We start from the raw sequence: 15,382 nt of genomic DNA, 5'->3' as shown, positions 1-15,382 counted from the left end.
CCCGCTTCCTTCAGATTCCACGTCGCCATGGACACCCTTGCGTTAAGCTAACTGCTACTTCTGTCTTCACAGTTCGGGACTTGCACCCTATAGATTGCACCCATGCCGGGCGCACATAAAAGAAGACGAACTCAATAAGTTCGTCTCTTACATAACCAAGTAAAATTTGAAGGGTTACAAATTGAACTAACTCCATTTCACTTGGTTCCCAGTATTTACCTATATTTTTGAAATTCACAAATTACCCGATTGAACCTTCCATCTCGAACTTGATTATTTCAAGGAAAACAAAATAGATAACATCAACTGAAAACCCTTGATATTAAAGGGTTTTCTACACTTGGATAATTAAAACAAATCATAATAAATTAAACCAAATCGGCACGAAATTCATTTTTCCCTTGGTTGATCTATAACCTACCTTACGTCAATTTGACGCCTACATTTTATACACTCAAAATATTCTTCTGCGTTTACTTATGACTTTTTAATTTTCTACACATTTGATATTGAAAAAGTTCAGTTTAGTTCTTGAGATGCCAGCATAAAAATGAAGTTGAAACAAATATGAGATTATAAATTAGAGGAAATGCTTTTAGTAAAGCTGGCTTTAAAAGAAGGATTATGCGAAAGGGAGAATAATAAATAATACATGAGGGATTACCGGATCCAGTTAGGTGACATCATTCAAAACCCTGAAACGAGATTAATTGGCAGATTAAAGAAAGAGGGAAACAATTATTATGTGGAATGTCTACATTTAGAAGATGGGTACTGGAGGACATCTGGTGGTTCATTGAAGGATTACCAAGAATGGAAGCTCTATCAGAAAAAAGATCCAGTAGTAAAGCAAAATGATGATTGGGATTTTATTTTTGGTGGGGACAAATAAAATATATAATTAATTTCGGATTATTAATTTTTAATAAGGGTCATACTATTATTGGTTGTGAAGAAGTCAACCATTCTTTTTTATTTGAACAAATACTACCGTGTAAAAGTACTTATTATTATTTTTTTGGCGGTGAGGAAAATTAATTTGGAACTTGTAATTGAGTGGAATACTTTAATTGGTAGGATCTTCACACTTGGAGGTTCTGTTTAGTTTTTGGTTGGATCTTTCATAGCTGTGATTGCAGCTTATCAAACTTATAACAGAGAACTAATTACAAAACCTAAGACCTCTCCTTTGAGAGGTCTTAGGTTTTATTATAACAATTTAAATAATTTTTTCGGATTTTATTTTATGAATTTATTCTTTAATTCTGTTTCTATTTCAGCGGAAATAGTATTTAATCCACCTAATACATAAACAGAATCCAAACCTTCTACCCCTTCTCTTTCACCTCTATGAAAATATAATTTATATAATCCATTTATAGTAGTATTAGGTAAATAATCTTCTCTTGTTAAAACTAAATGGTGATTTCTTAATGCCGCAAGCACTCCGCCTGATAAACCATCTGAGAAATTCAGACCAGTTGTGACTACTACTGAGTTAGAAGATGCCCCAAAGAAATCAGCTACATTTGTAGAAATTTCGTATCTGTCGCGCCCTGTTATTCTATAAGTATCTACCAATTTATTTAATTCACTTTCAATTGTCTGACTTACTGATGCTGTACCACCAACAATAACAACGCTTTTAATTTGTGGATTTGTTTTCAGAAAATTGGTTACTTCAGTAGGAATTCCTGCACTTCTTGTAAGTAATATTGGTTGACCTACACTTGCAGCATAACTTGATACTGCTAATGCATCTGAAAAATTTTCCCCTGACACTAATATGGCTTGACTAGTTTTGGGAGTAAGTAAATCATTTGCAATATTGACAGCTAATGAATATCTATTTTCGCCCGCTATTCTCTTTATAGAATTTACTCCAAGTTGTTTCAATTCATTCTCAACGTTTGGCGATACTCCTACTGTTCCTCCTAGAATCACAGCATTTTTGGCACCCAAGCGTTTTATTTCATTTTTAATTTCATTAGGTAATGCACCTGGTGTTGTTAAAAGTAGTGGTGCATTTAAATCAGCTGCTAATGGAGCTCCTGTAATACCATCTGCGTATTCATCACCTCTTGCAATAACAATAGTATCAGATAATAAGTCCCAGTCAGATAACTCTTTACTAATATTAGCAGAAACTGCATACCTATTTAGACCTTCAATTCTTTTCAAACCAGGAGAAACAACTTCTTTAAAATTCACTATAGAATTTCCGGTTTCTCTTTCAGAATTAAGACTAACTATATTTGAGCCCATCCCTAATTGAACTACTTGAGAAAAATTCCCAGAAGAACGGAAATATGATTGCTTAAGCCAAGGATTAACTATGTAGTTAGTTAATGCATCCGAATTTCCTGCAACTCTAACTGTTGGAGTGAATTTAGGTAAACGAGTATAGTCAGCATCTGGACTAGTCAGCTGAACTGAAGGCAAGGATTTTGGCGTTGAAGTAAAATTTAATCCTGATAAAGTAATAGAATACTCCGTACTATTTTTTGAAGTAGATGTGATTAAAAGATTGTATTTACCAGCAGGCAAGGAGTCTCCCGAACCAAAAAGTTTACTATTATCACTCGAGGTTACTAAATGAGTTATTGAACTAGTATTCTTACTACTTGATATATTTAAAACTCCTGTTCCTTGAGTTTCAAAAACATAATTATGTGAAGTTGTTTCTTTAACTACACCAGTATATGTAGTTGAAGTACTTGCATAACTTTCATTTACGTTTATAGTCCACACAATAGCAAAAGTCAATAGACTAATATAAACTACCAATTTCCTGAACATTACATTTCCCCCTAATTTTTTAATACTTTTCATATATTATCATATATTGACATAATCAGGCAATTTAATTATTATATAAAGGTATAAAAATTGAGGGGGAAGAAAGGATTTATGTCTAATATTTTTAAATTATGTTTAATTAGTATTTTTATATTTTCAATGTTTTTTTTGGTTCAGGACAAAGGAAGTACTTTAGCAGAGAATACCGAATGGGAAGTAACAGTTATACCAAGTTCCCATTCAATTTCCTTTGAATGGGAAGATATTGGTCAAACATACGTTATTACTCAAAAGAACATTGAACAATGGGAAGTTAACACTACAAACGGAAAAGAGGAGATGAAGTTAGTAGACGAAATTATATATAACGGCTCATCTTCAAAATTTTCTCAAGAAGATCTAGATTCTAAAACAAGATATGAATTTGAAGTTTCAGCTCTAGATAAAGAAAAAAATGTACTATATACATCTAATATTGATGTTTCAACACTAATTGAAGAAGGAATAAATTCATTTTCTAAAAGATCCTTTAAACAAGAAAAAACTCCAAAAGAAATTTTTGAAGAATCTCAAATAATTGCTAATTACCATGATAATTCTTTAAATATACAATGGATTAATCTTCCATCTCATGATAATGTTTTTGAAGTTTATGTGGATAAAGTAAAAATTAGCACAGTAACAGAAACGGATAATTATTCTATAGAATTGAAAGATTATGAAGAACATCTCTATAGTGTAGTTTCATTCACGAAAAAATCTCAAGAAGAAATAGATGAAATAAAGCAAAAAGCGAAAGAAAATAATATTAATTTGACAGATGAGATGCTAGAAAAATTATCATATCAAGAGTTTGAACTTTCGATAGTCTATAAACCTTCATTAAACAAGGTAAATTCACTTGCTTTTTCTTCTCAATCAACTTTTATTCCAATGTATACTCTTCAATATTCTACTTTCATACCTATGAAACTTGCGCCAAATCCAGTTAGGTACTTACCTACTAAAGGTGGACGCATTGCCTATTTTTCAGGTGATAGTAGAGGATTCGATTTTTGGTCAAACTCTTTTAGAACTCGATTTAATGTAAATGTATTATTTGGTTCATCAAGTAAATCTGTTTTTTACTTTCCTTATACTGGTCTAACTAAGGCCTATGATGCCAAAGGTAATTTTCTAGATAGTAAATCTGCTCCAGCAGCTAATGATATGTGGCTTACTAATATCGATAAAAGTAAATCAAACCAAATTAGTTTTAAAATGAATCATGCAAGTGCAAACCCATTTACTTTTCCATCACCTGATATAAATTATGAAGTAGCTGTCACTGTCCAAGCCAATGGTAGAGTAGTAGCTAATGGATGGCATGATAAAGCACCATCACATGAGTTTTATATAGTACCTTATGAATCTGATCATGTTGGTACTCTTTACCGACAATGGCACACCGATTTTCTTGCACTGTTTGGAGTCACTACAATTTGGAGTGTAACTCGATAATCCATTTAATTCACCTCAACAATTATTCTATAGACTGATTGTTGAGGTGATTTTTTTTGTAACGAAAATTAATTACCTTAACTTTAAGCAATTTGAAACTATTTTATTCTCAAGGAAAACCTTAAATACATCATCGATATTTCGTAACATATAAAATTCACAATGCTTCTGTATGGTTAGTTTTGAATTGAACATTTGCAGACAAATGTAGCATTTCACTGATCTAATTATTATAATAAATCATCAATGATTATCATTAATCGGCACAAATTAAATTATTATTCTTTTTTGCTTACTTCAATTTTACGGATGCATTTAATATGCACAACGGATTGATATTTATATTACGCCTATACTAAATATTTTTGTTTAGAAATTACAACTTTTGAAGTCAATCACTTATTTTGTAAAACACCCTACTATCCATCTAGTAGGTTACCCCTTTTTATTACTTCACTCTTAAACGTTGACCTGGATGAATTAGGTTAACATTTTTAAGATTATTTAACTTCTTAATGTTATCTGTAGTTGTCCCATGACGTTGAGCAATTACTGATACAATATCACCTTTTTTTACAGTGTAATGTACTGCATTGGATGAATTACTTGAAGTACCTGGTCCACCACTCACTAATAGTACTTGGCCAATAACAATCGTATAGTTACTATCAAGGTTGTTCCAGCTTCTGATTTGTTGGTTTGTGCTGCCGTAACGCTGACTTAATCCATAAACCGTATCTCCTGCAACTACAGTGTGATAGATACCTGATGTCTTTCTAGGTAGGTTAAAGCATCGTGCAATACCGTTTACATGGCCACGTGCAATGCTCTCGATAAAGGATGCTGTTTTAAGTTTTGCTGCATCTTCTGCATTATCAATAAACCCATTTTCGGTTAATAATGCTGGCATTCGAGATTCACGAAGCATATGAAAATTAGCTGTCTTCTTTCCACGATTACGGAAGTTTACTAGCTTCATAATTTCTTCATGAATAAGATTTTGATAAGTGGTAGTTGGGGCTCCCACACCTGGATAAATGAAATCTTCATAACCTGTTCCACCACCAGCATTAATGTGGATGGATAGGAGGAAGTTAGCTCCCCATGTATTAGCTGCATTTGTCCGTTGAGCAAGAGAAAGAGTTTGATCTCCAGTTCTGCTCATTAGAATAGTGACACCGTTATACTCATTAATGAGCATATCTCTAACACGTGTAGCAATTTGTAGGTTAAGATTCTTTTCCTGTAACCCGTTACCAACTGCTCCTGGATCTGTTCCGCCATGAGCTGGATCAATAAATATTTTCACCATGTAAAACACTCTCCTTTAATAATTTTTTATATATAAAAAGCCACCCCGAAAGGCAGCTTATAAACTCGATTTAGGTTTCTTGTAACGTTTTGCTTGTTCACTATCGCTTAAACTAACTGTGGTTGGATCCTGAACAACTCCTAAAGTAGCGAATACTCCAAAGATGGCATTTACAACCGCAAGTACCCAACCTTTGATTTCCTCTGTTAATTGAAAATCTGTCAGCCCTACAGCATGTGCTCCTACCAACATTATCTCCACCAAAATAAATAGCTGTGCGATGAAAGTAATCACCCACAGCCTGTTAGAAAAACGTACTTTCCAGTTAATCATTCTTAATTCCTCCTTTATTGTTGTAATACGGCATAAAAAATGGCCATCGCCCCACCAATAATCCCCACAATAAATGCGTTGGTTATCGATCGACGTAGCCATTTAAGATCATCCTTAATTTCCGCTAAATCTTGTTTCATGTCTCGTATGTCTCTATCATGCAGCAGTGATTTATCTTGTAAATCTCGTATATCCTTTTCGAATCTATTGCTGTTCTTTTGTAAATCCTCGATATCTTTTTTGATTTTTTCTTGCCAGATATCCACATTTACTTCCTCCAATCACTTGACCCCCTATTTATATTATCTTTGTAAATGAACCAATGTTATTTATTATGCGTTGTATTCTTCCCCAGTAATTTCTTTATATTTTGTTTCAGTAAGTACATTAACTCGGACACCATCTGCAACCATTTCTTTGGTCCATAACCCTTGAGAATAGAATCTATTTATTCGATCAAACCACAAATTAGACACCTCCTACCATCATGGTATACCACAATTCTACCACTTCTCTTTCTACCTGTGATAACTTGTTGGTAGTAAGCATGTGAGCATACCAAAGTTCTGCATTCTCTTCCGTCAGTATTTCCAATTCAGTCTTTGGTCTTGGTTTGTTTTTCAGTTCATCAATTTCTTCTTGAGACATGGATTCAATCCATATATCTCCATCAAATAATGGCATATACAACCCGTTTGGAGGTTCTACTTCAATACAGTCTTCCGGAATATTAAATACTTCTTCTTCTTCCACTATCGTAGATTCTATTAGGATGGGTTCAATTAATAACCCTCTCTCATCTATCCGATATACTTGCTTAATTCCCATGCAACTCACCTCACTTATATTCTAAATGAATACTCAATACTAACCGGCCCTCCAAAACCCGTTGGCAATCGTACCGTTCCCGAACTACTAACCCACAACATTTGTGGAGCAATTACGCCCCTGTCAAACCCCATCGTGGCAACATACCTATCTTGAGAAGGTCGCAATCCAACTGGAAGCACAAACATATGCAATGGAGAGGAATCTGGTGTTTGAATATAACCTCTAATATGCACGGTACCAGTTTGTTCTTTCATATAGCTTGCAGGTGGATATCCTGATACATTTGCCCAACCATTTAGTAAAACAGCATTTATCCAATTCGGTTGTGTTTGAATTTTTGAAAGAGCTCCATTGGTTGTTTCCATTTCACTCCACTCAGTCCAAGCACTCCCTGTGTAGTGACGTACAAAAATACGATCATTAGTAAGAGTATTGGCCAATGTCCATATTTGGGTACATCCACCAGCACCACCTTGTATTACAAGTACTGCTCCTGAATTCCCACTTAGAGGTTGACCTGATGCACTGGATGATACGTTGTATAAACCCGAAGTCATCAACGTATTTAGATTGGAAACACCATTAGTGATAGTCCCTATTCCGTGGCTTTTAACCCAATTGATAGCAGCATCTTTAGCTTGATCGGATTTTCCTTGTGCGCCAGATGTCGTTTCTAACTCAACCCAAGGTGTCCATGAAGTACCGCCTTGCCTGCGGATATACATAACCGGACTTATTGACATGTTAGTAGTATGCCTAAAGGCACATTGATGACTATGGGTGTTCCCTATCTTGATATTGATTACGTAAAACCAGAATGTTTCAGACCCTGGAGAATTACCTAAATGAGACCCACAATAGAATCCTGTTGCGTCTAAGTTGTTAAGATCAGTCCCTGTGATGTCCTTGGCTACATCTCCAAGTCCATAACCTTTGGCCCAATTGATGGCTTCTGTTTTTGCCTGATCGGCTTTTGTTTGAGAACCCGTGGTATTTTCCATCTCTATCCAAGGTTCCCAAACACCCAAGGTTTGCCTACGTACAAATGTATTTACATTTGAATTGTGTCTAAAAATTTTCTGTATACACGCACCAGAATTAATACTAATTACAATCAAGCACATTGTAGCAGTAGTTTCTCCTGGAGCGTTAGCCATATTCTGGCCATAGTAAAAACCTGTGTCAACAATTGTGTTTAGGTCTTGGTTACTTATAATCTTGGATGCACCACCCAGCCCAAAGCTCCTAGCCCAATTAATAGCAGCCGTTTGAGCAACATCAGCTTTTGCTTGTGCTCCAGCTGTGGTCTCTATCTCCACCCATGGTTCCCATTGTGTAGCTTTTCGACGCATAAACTGTTTTATATTACTTGAGTGATGATATATCACTTGTAAAGCAACCGAACTGTCTATATTAATATGGATGACATAATACCAATTGTTTGTAGGAGCATTCCCTAAATTACTTCCGGCATAAAATCCTGTTTGTGTTAAGGAGTTTAAGTCCGTTCCAGGACATCTAAGAGAAGTCGCTTATTCGTGTCAACCTCTGCATCAAGGAAGGCAGACTTACTAAACTTTCTTTGTTTCAATTCTTTTCCTTTACTCACTGAAAACACCTCCGAATTGCAAGGATTGCATTTTATCTCCAACTAACACACCGTCAGACTTGCTTGCTTTTAATCTATGAACGTGAAACCTATTACCTATATAGCGGAAATTAATTTTAAAAGACTCGCTTATCTGGTTCATTTCAGCGTTTATATTACGTTTATCATGAGGAAAATAAGTAATGTTAAACATGTATTCCCATTCTGATAAATTGCCAAGTTTCCTTTCCTGGTCATCATCTACTAAAAGTACCAGAAAGGAGGGAGTAACCATTCCCTGTTGGATAGGTTCATCGTAAACTTTCATGTCATGGCCATATACCTGTTTTAATTGCTGGATAATGAGAGCGAACAAATCATTTACCAAAGATTCTTCTCATCTCCTTTTCTACTTCTTTTAACCACATGTTCGGAGCGATTCTATCCATTTCCTTTTCGGTGAGCTCGAGCATGAAACGACCTTCCACCCAACCGATAGTGACTCCACCAGAAACAATACGATGACCTTTTTCCACAAAAGATGCGTATTCAAGCTGGTTATAAATGACAATGGTATAAGTGTCCACCTTTTTAACAACGTGAAATTTCCAATTGTTTCGAAGGTCACCTTTATCCACTGGGGTCATTTGTTTAACCTTCCGAATAGCTAACTGGGCAACTCTTTTGGCAGCTCTGTCATGTGCCCTTCCAGCTGCTATTCGGAATTCTAATAGTTGTCCCTTCAACTTTGCGACTTCACCATATTCATAGCCCATTATGCAAATTCCTTACGAACCAACAGCACTTCCTGGTGAGAAACGTAGACAAAAGGCTCTTTCGAAGATTCATAGTCTACAGAACTAACTATTTGGTCACCTTTAAGAATGTGAATGGTAATTTCATCCCCTGCTTTCACTTCAAATTCACTTGAGAGGAAGAGTTTCACGTCATATTTAATAACATTTGCTTCGCTTTGATTGGTGTTATTTAAACCTGGATTGGATAACCGACAAGGTACACCTTCATGGATAGGAACCCATTCCATCCCATCTGCTCCATTTTCCTTTACAACGGCCATTTGTCTTCGAATAGTAGCTTTCTTGTCATACATAAATTCAACTGCAGTGGTAGCTTTGGCAAAAATAGCTTGGATATTCAAACCTACCACCTCAGCTTTCGGAATCGGTTTAGTTGCTTTGAATAATCAAATAAGAGCCGTTCCATAGCCCGTTCACTACTTTCTACCCTTGCGGATCCAAACTGGACCTGCACATCCCCTTCACGGATAGAGGTTACGGTTTGCTGACTATCTTCATCCGTTTTACGGTTTTCATTGGTGATAAGGTCTATAACCATGTTGGCATGAACAAAAACAAGATCCCTTGGAATATCACTTCTGTTCATGTAGTTTTTCATGGCTTGCCCTACTTCAGCAATATGGACTGCAAGAATGGTATCTTCAATTTGATATGGTAGTTTAGCCTTTACAATTTGAAATACATCCAAGGTAACCCCTCCTTATTCTTCTGGGGTATCTTTTCTATCTTCATCCACGATCTCATCTTTATCAGCTTCAAAAGCCTGGATGATTTCCAAAATATCGTCTTTCTTTTTAGCATCACCTAGATCAATCTCATGTTCAGTTGCATACTCCTTCAATTCAGCAATGGTCATTTCTCTGATTGTTTTAGGACCTCTCTCAACCTCACCTGTGACATTGACTAATGATTCATTTACGTATTCATCTTCCATCTCGAAAGATTCACCCGCCTGGTATGTTTCCCCGTTGTATCGAACGGGGATTTTAATAACTTCAACAATTTTCAATTGATTTCACTCCTTATGAAATTGGTTGAGCTTGGAATACCTCATCAGCAGCTGGGAAAGAAGGTAAAGCAGTTGCCACTGCTTTCGTCCAAGTAGAAACTGGATCAAGGTTTTCTTCATAAACCATTGCCAAGACATTCCCGATTTGATTGGTTTCAACTGCAGGATCACGTACCAATCTTGTTTCTTCCGGTGTTGGTCCATAAAGAGTTTCACCTAGAGCTCCATCCCCAAACATAACAAAGGAATTGTTAGCAAGGTATCGTAACTGTGTATAGGTGCCATTCTGATTTTGCTTACGGTACTTTGCATCATACACTGCAATAGCTGGTAATTCATGTTGTTCCATAAATGCATTCAAGTCAGCGCGTGTAGCCACACGCATAGAATCTTTTCCAAACAACGCCCCAATAATCTTAGGGTGACGTAACAACGTTCTTAATACTACATTAGAAGTGAGCGCTCGAGTTGGCTTCGTATCTAAGGTATCTGCCCAACGTTCTAAATCACCCATAGGGTCTGAGTCAGCATGAGTCCACAAAGAGGTACCAGCAAGTGCTTCTTTGTGATCTTCCGGCACCTTGTAATCAATGGTCATGTTTAAACCATTTTCATTGAGCGTAACCGTCCCTTTTGATAATGCCTCCATACGCATAAGTTCAACGCGTGCACGTACACCATTCACCAAAGTATCAATGTCATTAAATACATTTTTCATCAGGTATTCTTTTTCTACTGCGTTACGCGGACTTTGAAGCGCAATGATGTCCTTTTCTTTCAGTTGCAACTTACGTTTAATTAGAGCCAGTTCCATAGCGAGTTTAGCAGCTTCTCGGCTACCAATCTCAGATTCTGTGTCAAACGCATGAACTGACGCGATGACAGGTAATTGACTTCCACCCTTAATCATGTCAAATTCTAGCGTTGGTTTTTTAATTTCAGGGAAAAGTGACTCCCCTAACAAAACTGGAAACTTACGATCCTTTAAATAATTTAATACTTCTTTATGGCTAAACAGTTCTAAAATGTCCATTCTGACATCCTCCTCTTATCGATATTTAATGCCTGTCATGGCAGATTTTGCTTCTACAGATGGGGCAACAGGTAAACGTGATTCTAGTACCCATGCCTCCCGAATAATGGATCCAGGTTGCGGACCTTCTGTTACATCGATGTCAGCAAATAATAACCCCTTTGCATTCTCATCATTCGTTGGCCAAATGGTACCTGCCTTTACAATTTTTCTTCCGTTTGCATCTGCAGTTACGCCAGCATCACTGATTTGTTCTGTAAACGAGATAAACTTAGCACTTGCTAAAAAGTTAATACGTTCGCCTTTTCCATAATCTTTTACGTATGGCATTTGTTATGCTCCTTTCTTAACTCCAAAATGAATTTTCACTAGATTTAGATTGATCATTGGCTTGCTTAGCAAAATCAGAACCCACGCTTGATGTACCTTGCTGTCCTCCTGGATTTCCTTCTGCTGGTTTAGCTCCCTTAATATTCGGGGCAGCTGTGGTTTCTGGGACAAACAAAAAAGCCTTTGATTCCTTCAGTGTTTTCAACTGATCATCAAGGCCATCGGTAACATTTCCGTCATTGTCTAATTTAATTTTTTCTTTATCAATACGGTCAATCACCATGTCTGTGTCATGAACCTTCCCATTCAACACAAGTTTAAGAGCGGTAGATAATTGAGTATCTTTGATTTTCTTTTCATAGTCAGCTTTATCTGTGTCATACTTCCTTTGAAGGTCTGATAGTTGCGTTTGGAGCTCTTCACTACCTTCCGCTTTTTTCTTCAAATCTTTCAAGTCTTTATCACGTTGATCTAGCTGATTCTTTAAATCATCCAAACTTGTTTGCAGATCTGAAGCTTTTGTTTTATGGGATTCGACTGTCTTACCGTGCTCAGCCATGATTTTATCAATGGCATCCTTTTCGAAGCCTATTCCTTCTAAAAATTCACGTTTCACTTGTGATTCCTCCTTGGTTACGATTTTTTACGTAGGTTCCTCTACGACCAGCTTTGAATCTTTTACGTCTGCAAATGCTAAAAAGACGAATAAATAAAAAGCACCCTCTCCCTCTTAAGGTCGAAAGTGCTTTTAATCAATTTCTTGAATTGTCTTTATTTCCGTTTCTTTAACACCAAGAATATAACTACCTTCTTTGGATTCTTTATTTACAATATCCAGACTATCAATACCATCCTCAGTGTCTTCTCCATCATCGTAATCACGAACAAACCCCTCTAAAATATCGCCATCTTTATAAACAATCCTTACATTTTTACCAACATATTGCCAAAGTTTCATTATTCATCACCTCTTTCTAAAGTGGGAACAATATGTGTTCCAGATTTTGAGTAGTGGATACGAAAACTACTTGTAACTATTTCTTCACCAGTAGTTTGATTAACATACACCCCAATAGGTTTTCCACTTCTATAAATGTCTTCTTTTTTCATCCACTCCATTGATTTGTTGTTTATTTTCATTATTCCTGTTCCAGCATGTTTTTGGACAAGATTATTAGCCTCTTCATATGAAATGGTTAAATAACTTGGTTTCTGTTTTCCTTTTGCAATGTTTCTTTCTACATAGTCATGGTAACGTTTATGCTGTGTGTTGTGTTTATCAAAATGATTTTGACTATGTTGAAGTTTGTATTTCCCGTTACCAATGTCGGTTCTAGTTTGTGATATAAGAGCTTGACGTCTTTCCATTTCAATACGTTCAGCTTCTTGTTTTGGTTTCACAATATATTCATTATACCACTCCTCATAGGTCATAGACTCAATGAGGCCGTCTTTTGATTGTCTTTTCTCGCCCTCCATGTACTCTGATTCATCAAAGTAAGGGATTGTAGTAGAACGACAACGGACGTGAAAAGGTGGGGCAGTTTCTCCTGGTTTGTAATCCTTCTCTCTGTAAATCTTTCCATCCTGTCCACGGCATATGTTAGAAGTACGACTGTCCAATGTAGCTAGAATTTCATATCGATCTATGCCAGAATCCACATATCCCTTTTGAGCTGCAGCATTATGAAAGAAATTTGCTTCTGTTCGAACAAGTGCCTCAGCACGTGAACGAGACACTTCCGTAATACCCATAATAGAACTGGTGGTTTTTTGCATGGATCTACCTACCGCAAAGCTTCTTTCCAGTTCCTTTCTTATGGACTGCCTGGTAGCTTCCTGATGTCCCCATATCCTCTTGGAGAACTCTTTCCCACTCCAGTTATAAGACATAATTTCTTCCATTGTCCTATCAGAAAGCTCTTTGACTGTACCAGCTGCATAACCCGTTTTATAGACATCAAACATCGTCTTATAGTAGGAATTTTGATACACATCAACTAGGCCACTAAACGTATATGTCTGAAGACCATATGTGCCTCCATATAATTCAGCCATTCTCATCTCTACTGTTAAATTCAATGCTTCTAGTCTAGAGATTCGTACCCGATAACTTGTTGCATTTAATATTCTTTGATACTCTGGGTTACCCGAAAGGGACATGGCTCTGAATCTCTTTAAATCGATATTTTTGAAATCACTTAATTCCTTAGCAGTTAAGTATTTTCTAGCTTCTGCAAGGGTTATTTGATTTTCATTGGCGTACCTAGAGTAAAAGGATTCAATCTGTTTTAGAATGTCCTGTTGTGCTTCCCGAAGGCTTTCATCCATACGGGCTAGGTATTTACTCGCAATTAGTTGTGATTCCATCTCACGTTGAGCGGATCTACCTTCCCAATAGTTACTCATCGTCTGTCACTGGAAACTTGTCCAAATACCCTTCCATTTCTTTAAGATGTTTCTTCTCTTGTTCTTCCAACCTATCCTCCACCTCTTTTGTGTACCAAGGGTGGTTTTCTCGAATGGTTTTATCATCTAGGATTCCAGTAGACTTTTCGCAGTTTTCTATCGCTTCTGATTCTGCAATAATGATATCCCGATTAAAGATAATTTGAACGTTTTCTTGAGTATAATCCCCCTTGCCAGTCATCATAAGATAACGATCGATAAACCAAAGCATATGTTCTAGGCTTGATTGGAACTCAGACTCAAGTGTGTTACAGTCAATGTCCAAATCCCCGTATCGGAATTTGAGGGCAATACCTGAAGCGTCTCGCAAGTTTACGTCTCTCGTATCCACACCCCTGCCAAACTCGTAAATAGCATTCCGATTTCGTTCTATTTCTTTTTCCACTGCCTCGGTTTGTATTTCTGCCTGTAGCTTGTCTACATCACCATTCTCGTCAAGCTTTACGGCCATATACTTATTTAAGTCTGATAAGAACTCAGCTAAGTTTGTCCCACCATAGTTTATAAGTTTGTAGATAAACTTTGGAATGTCTGCCAATAAATCAGCATTCGTGGAAGCCTGTAAATTGTAGTTATCAATGAGTGATTTGATACTATCAATGAGTGGCTGCTCTTCCTCATTGTACTTAAAATGAATAAGCGGAATCTTTTCCCACGTATAAGGCTTTTCATCGATGGTAAAATGATGATTTTGTTCAAGCCCTGCTGGAACATCTGGTATCAGCTTCCCTTCTTCTAAGATGTAAAATTTAATCCCTCCAGGATGATAGTATTCCACCTTTTTCTGTATCACCTTCTGCATATTCATATATATGCTAACTTCATAGATTCGAAGGAAAGAGAGAACTTCCATATGTTCATTATCTCCCCAAAAAGGAATAATCTGTTCAGACGGAAACTTCATGAAAGATAAGTCCCCATCAGCATTGATGTAAGGATAAAGGTAGGCAATACCTTTATTGATGGCTTCCTTCCCTATGTTCTTTATTTTTTTCAAAAGACCTCGATCAAACGTTTCCTGAATTATTTTACTGTATTCCTCATTTTCAGTTCCAAAGGTCGGTTCCTTTGAAAGGAGATAGCCAATCTTTTGGTCTACTAGTTTCTTTGCAAATCCATGGGCAAGCTTTTGATTCGACTTCCATGTAATTTCTTGTTTCTTTTTCAGAATATCCGTCTTGTTTCGGTAGTAGAGCTCTCCAATAATCATGTTATTCCTGGTCTCGCTACCTTCCCATTCTTGAATTTCCTTGACCATTATCTCTTCATCAGTTATGACGCTATTTACCATATCTTCTATGACTTTCACCATCCTTTCATGCCATGGTGCTCGATACAGATCCTCAATAAGCATTTAATC

The 15,382-nt window shown here is 36.6% G+C and carries 20 protein-coding genes; 2 read left to right on the top strand and 18 right to left on the bottom strand.

What is annotated here, in order from left to right; all coding sequences use genetic code 11:
* The first annotated feature begins 652 nt into the window (after positions 1-652).
* Positions 653-892, top strand: a complete 240-nt coding sequence (locus tag LRP81_RS08300; protein ID WP_230500795.1) for a hypothetical protein — start codon at positions 653-655, stop codon at positions 890-892.
* 347 nt (positions 893-1,239) lie between these two features.
* On the opposite strand, the gene LRP81_RS08295 is transcribed toward LRP81_RS08300, so the two are convergent.
* Positions 1,240-2,832, bottom strand: a complete 1,593-nt coding sequence (locus LRP81_RS08295; RefSeq protein ID WP_230500794.1) for a cell wall-binding repeat-containing protein — start codon at positions 2,830-2,832, stop codon at positions 1,240-1,242.
* Positions 2,833-2,910: 78 nt separating this feature from the next.
* Between LRP81_RS08295 and LRP81_RS08290 the strand changes: the two genes are divergently transcribed.
* On the top strand, positions 2,911-4,299 hold the full coding sequence (locus tag LRP81_RS08290; protein WP_230500793.1) for a DUF3238 domain-containing protein: 1,389 nt from the start codon (positions 2,911-2,913) through the stop codon (positions 4,297-4,299).
* Between the two features lie 448 nt (positions 4,300-4,747).
* Here the strand turns inward: LRP81_RS08290 and LRP81_RS08280 are convergent, their stop codons facing one another.
* From LRP81_RS08280 to LRP81_RS08200, 17 genes are all read right to left on the bottom strand, one after another.
* Positions 4,748-5,611 (bottom strand): N-acetylmuramoyl-L-alanine amidase, encoded by an 864-nt coding sequence (locus LRP81_RS08280; protein WP_317987047.1) that lies wholly within the window; start codon positions 5,609-5,611, stop codon positions 4,748-4,750.
* Between the two features lie 57 nt (positions 5,612-5,668).
* Positions 5,669-5,944 (bottom strand): phage holin, encoded by a 276-nt coding sequence (locus tag LRP81_RS08275; RefSeq protein WP_230500792.1) that lies wholly within the window; start codon positions 5,942-5,944, stop codon positions 5,669-5,671.
* Positions 5,945-5,958: 14 nt separating this feature from the next.
* A complete protein-coding gene (locus LRP81_RS08270) occupies positions 5,959-6,210 on the bottom strand; it encodes a hemolysin XhlA family protein (protein ID WP_230500791.1) in 252 nt (83 codons plus the stop codon).
* A 66-nt stretch (positions 6,211-6,276) separates the two neighbouring features.
* Positions 6,277-6,411, bottom strand: a complete 135-nt coding sequence (locus LRP81_RS08265; protein ID WP_399207326.1) for an XkdX family protein — start codon at positions 6,409-6,411, stop codon at positions 6,277-6,279.
* A 1-nt stretch (position 6,412) separates the two neighbouring features.
* Complete coding sequence (locus LRP81_RS08260) at positions 6,413-6,772, bottom strand: hypothetical protein (protein WP_230500789.1); 360 nt, start codon at positions 6,770-6,772, stop codon at positions 6,413-6,415.
* A gap of 14 nt (positions 6,773-6,786) precedes the next feature.
* Positions 6,787-8,127 carry a pyocin knob domain-containing protein gene (locus LRP81_RS08255; protein WP_230500788.1) on the bottom strand — a complete coding sequence of 447 codons (1,341 nt, stop codon included), beginning with the start codon at positions 8,125-8,127 and terminating at the stop codon, positions 6,787-6,789.
* A 249-nt stretch (positions 8,128-8,376) separates the two neighbouring features.
* Entirely contained in the window at positions 8,377-8,751 is a 375-nt protein-coding gene (locus LRP81_RS08250) for a phage tail terminator family protein (RefSeq protein WP_230500787.1), read from the bottom strand.
* A complete protein-coding gene (locus tag LRP81_RS08245; protein ID WP_230500786.1) occupies positions 8,741-9,139 on the bottom strand; it encodes an HK97 gp10 family phage protein in 399 nt (132 codons plus the stop codon). The genes LRP81_RS08250 and LRP81_RS08245 overlap by 11 nt, the downstream gene beginning before the upstream one ends.
* On the bottom strand, positions 9,139-9,531 hold the full coding sequence (locus tag LRP81_RS08240; RefSeq protein WP_230500785.1) for a hypothetical protein: 393 nt from the start codon (positions 9,529-9,531) through the stop codon (positions 9,139-9,141). Before LRP81_RS08240 ends, LRP81_RS08245 begins: the two co-directional genes overlap by 1 nt.
* A complete protein-coding gene (locus LRP81_RS08235; RefSeq protein ID WP_230500784.1) occupies positions 9,525-9,869 on the bottom strand; it encodes a head-tail connector protein in 345 nt (114 codons plus the stop codon). The genes LRP81_RS08240 and LRP81_RS08235 overlap by 7 nt, the downstream gene beginning before the upstream one ends.
* A 12-nt stretch (positions 9,870-9,881) precedes the next feature.
* Positions 9,882-10,190 carry a hypothetical protein gene (locus LRP81_RS08230; protein WP_230500783.1) on the bottom strand — a complete coding sequence of 103 codons (309 nt, stop codon included), beginning with the start codon at positions 10,188-10,190 and terminating at the stop codon, positions 9,882-9,884.
* Between the two features lie 13 nt (positions 10,191-10,203).
* Positions 10,204-11,223, bottom strand: coding sequence for a major capsid protein (locus tag LRP81_RS08225; RefSeq protein ID WP_230500782.1), 1,020 nt, complete (start codon positions 11,221-11,223; stop codon positions 10,204-10,206).
* Positions 11,224-11,238: 15 nt separating this feature from the next.
* A complete protein-coding gene (locus tag LRP81_RS08220; RefSeq protein WP_230500781.1) occupies positions 11,239-11,553 on the bottom strand; it encodes a hypothetical protein in 315 nt (104 codons plus the stop codon).
* 16 nt (positions 11,554-11,569) lie between these two features.
* Positions 11,570-12,169, bottom strand: coding sequence for a phage scaffolding protein (locus tag LRP81_RS08215; RefSeq protein ID WP_230500780.1), 600 nt, complete (start codon positions 12,167-12,169; stop codon positions 11,570-11,572).
* Between the two features lie 132 nt (positions 12,170-12,301).
* Positions 12,302-12,511, bottom strand: coding sequence for a hypothetical protein (locus tag LRP81_RS08210; RefSeq protein WP_230500779.1), 210 nt, complete (start codon positions 12,509-12,511; stop codon positions 12,302-12,304).
* Complete coding sequence (locus tag LRP81_RS08205) at positions 12,511-13,962, bottom strand: minor capsid protein (RefSeq protein WP_230500778.1); 1,452 nt, start codon at positions 13,960-13,962, stop codon at positions 12,511-12,513. The genes LRP81_RS08210 and LRP81_RS08205 overlap by 1 nt, the downstream gene beginning before the upstream one ends.
* Complete coding sequence (locus LRP81_RS08200) at positions 13,955-15,376, bottom strand: phage portal protein (RefSeq protein ID WP_230500777.1); 1,422 nt, start codon at positions 15,374-15,376, stop codon at positions 13,955-13,957. The genes LRP81_RS08205 and LRP81_RS08200 overlap by 8 nt, the downstream gene beginning before the upstream one ends.
* Positions 15,377-15,382 lie beyond the last annotated feature (6 nt).

The organism is Sutcliffiella rhizosphaerae (assembly GCF_917563925.1).
GTDB classification, from domain to species: Bacteria; Bacillota; Bacilli; order Bacillales; family Bacillaceae_I; genus Sutcliffiella_A; species Sutcliffiella_A rhizosphaerae.
Note: the sequence above shows the minus strand (reverse complement) of the source record. Positions and strands in the feature narration are given on the sequence as shown.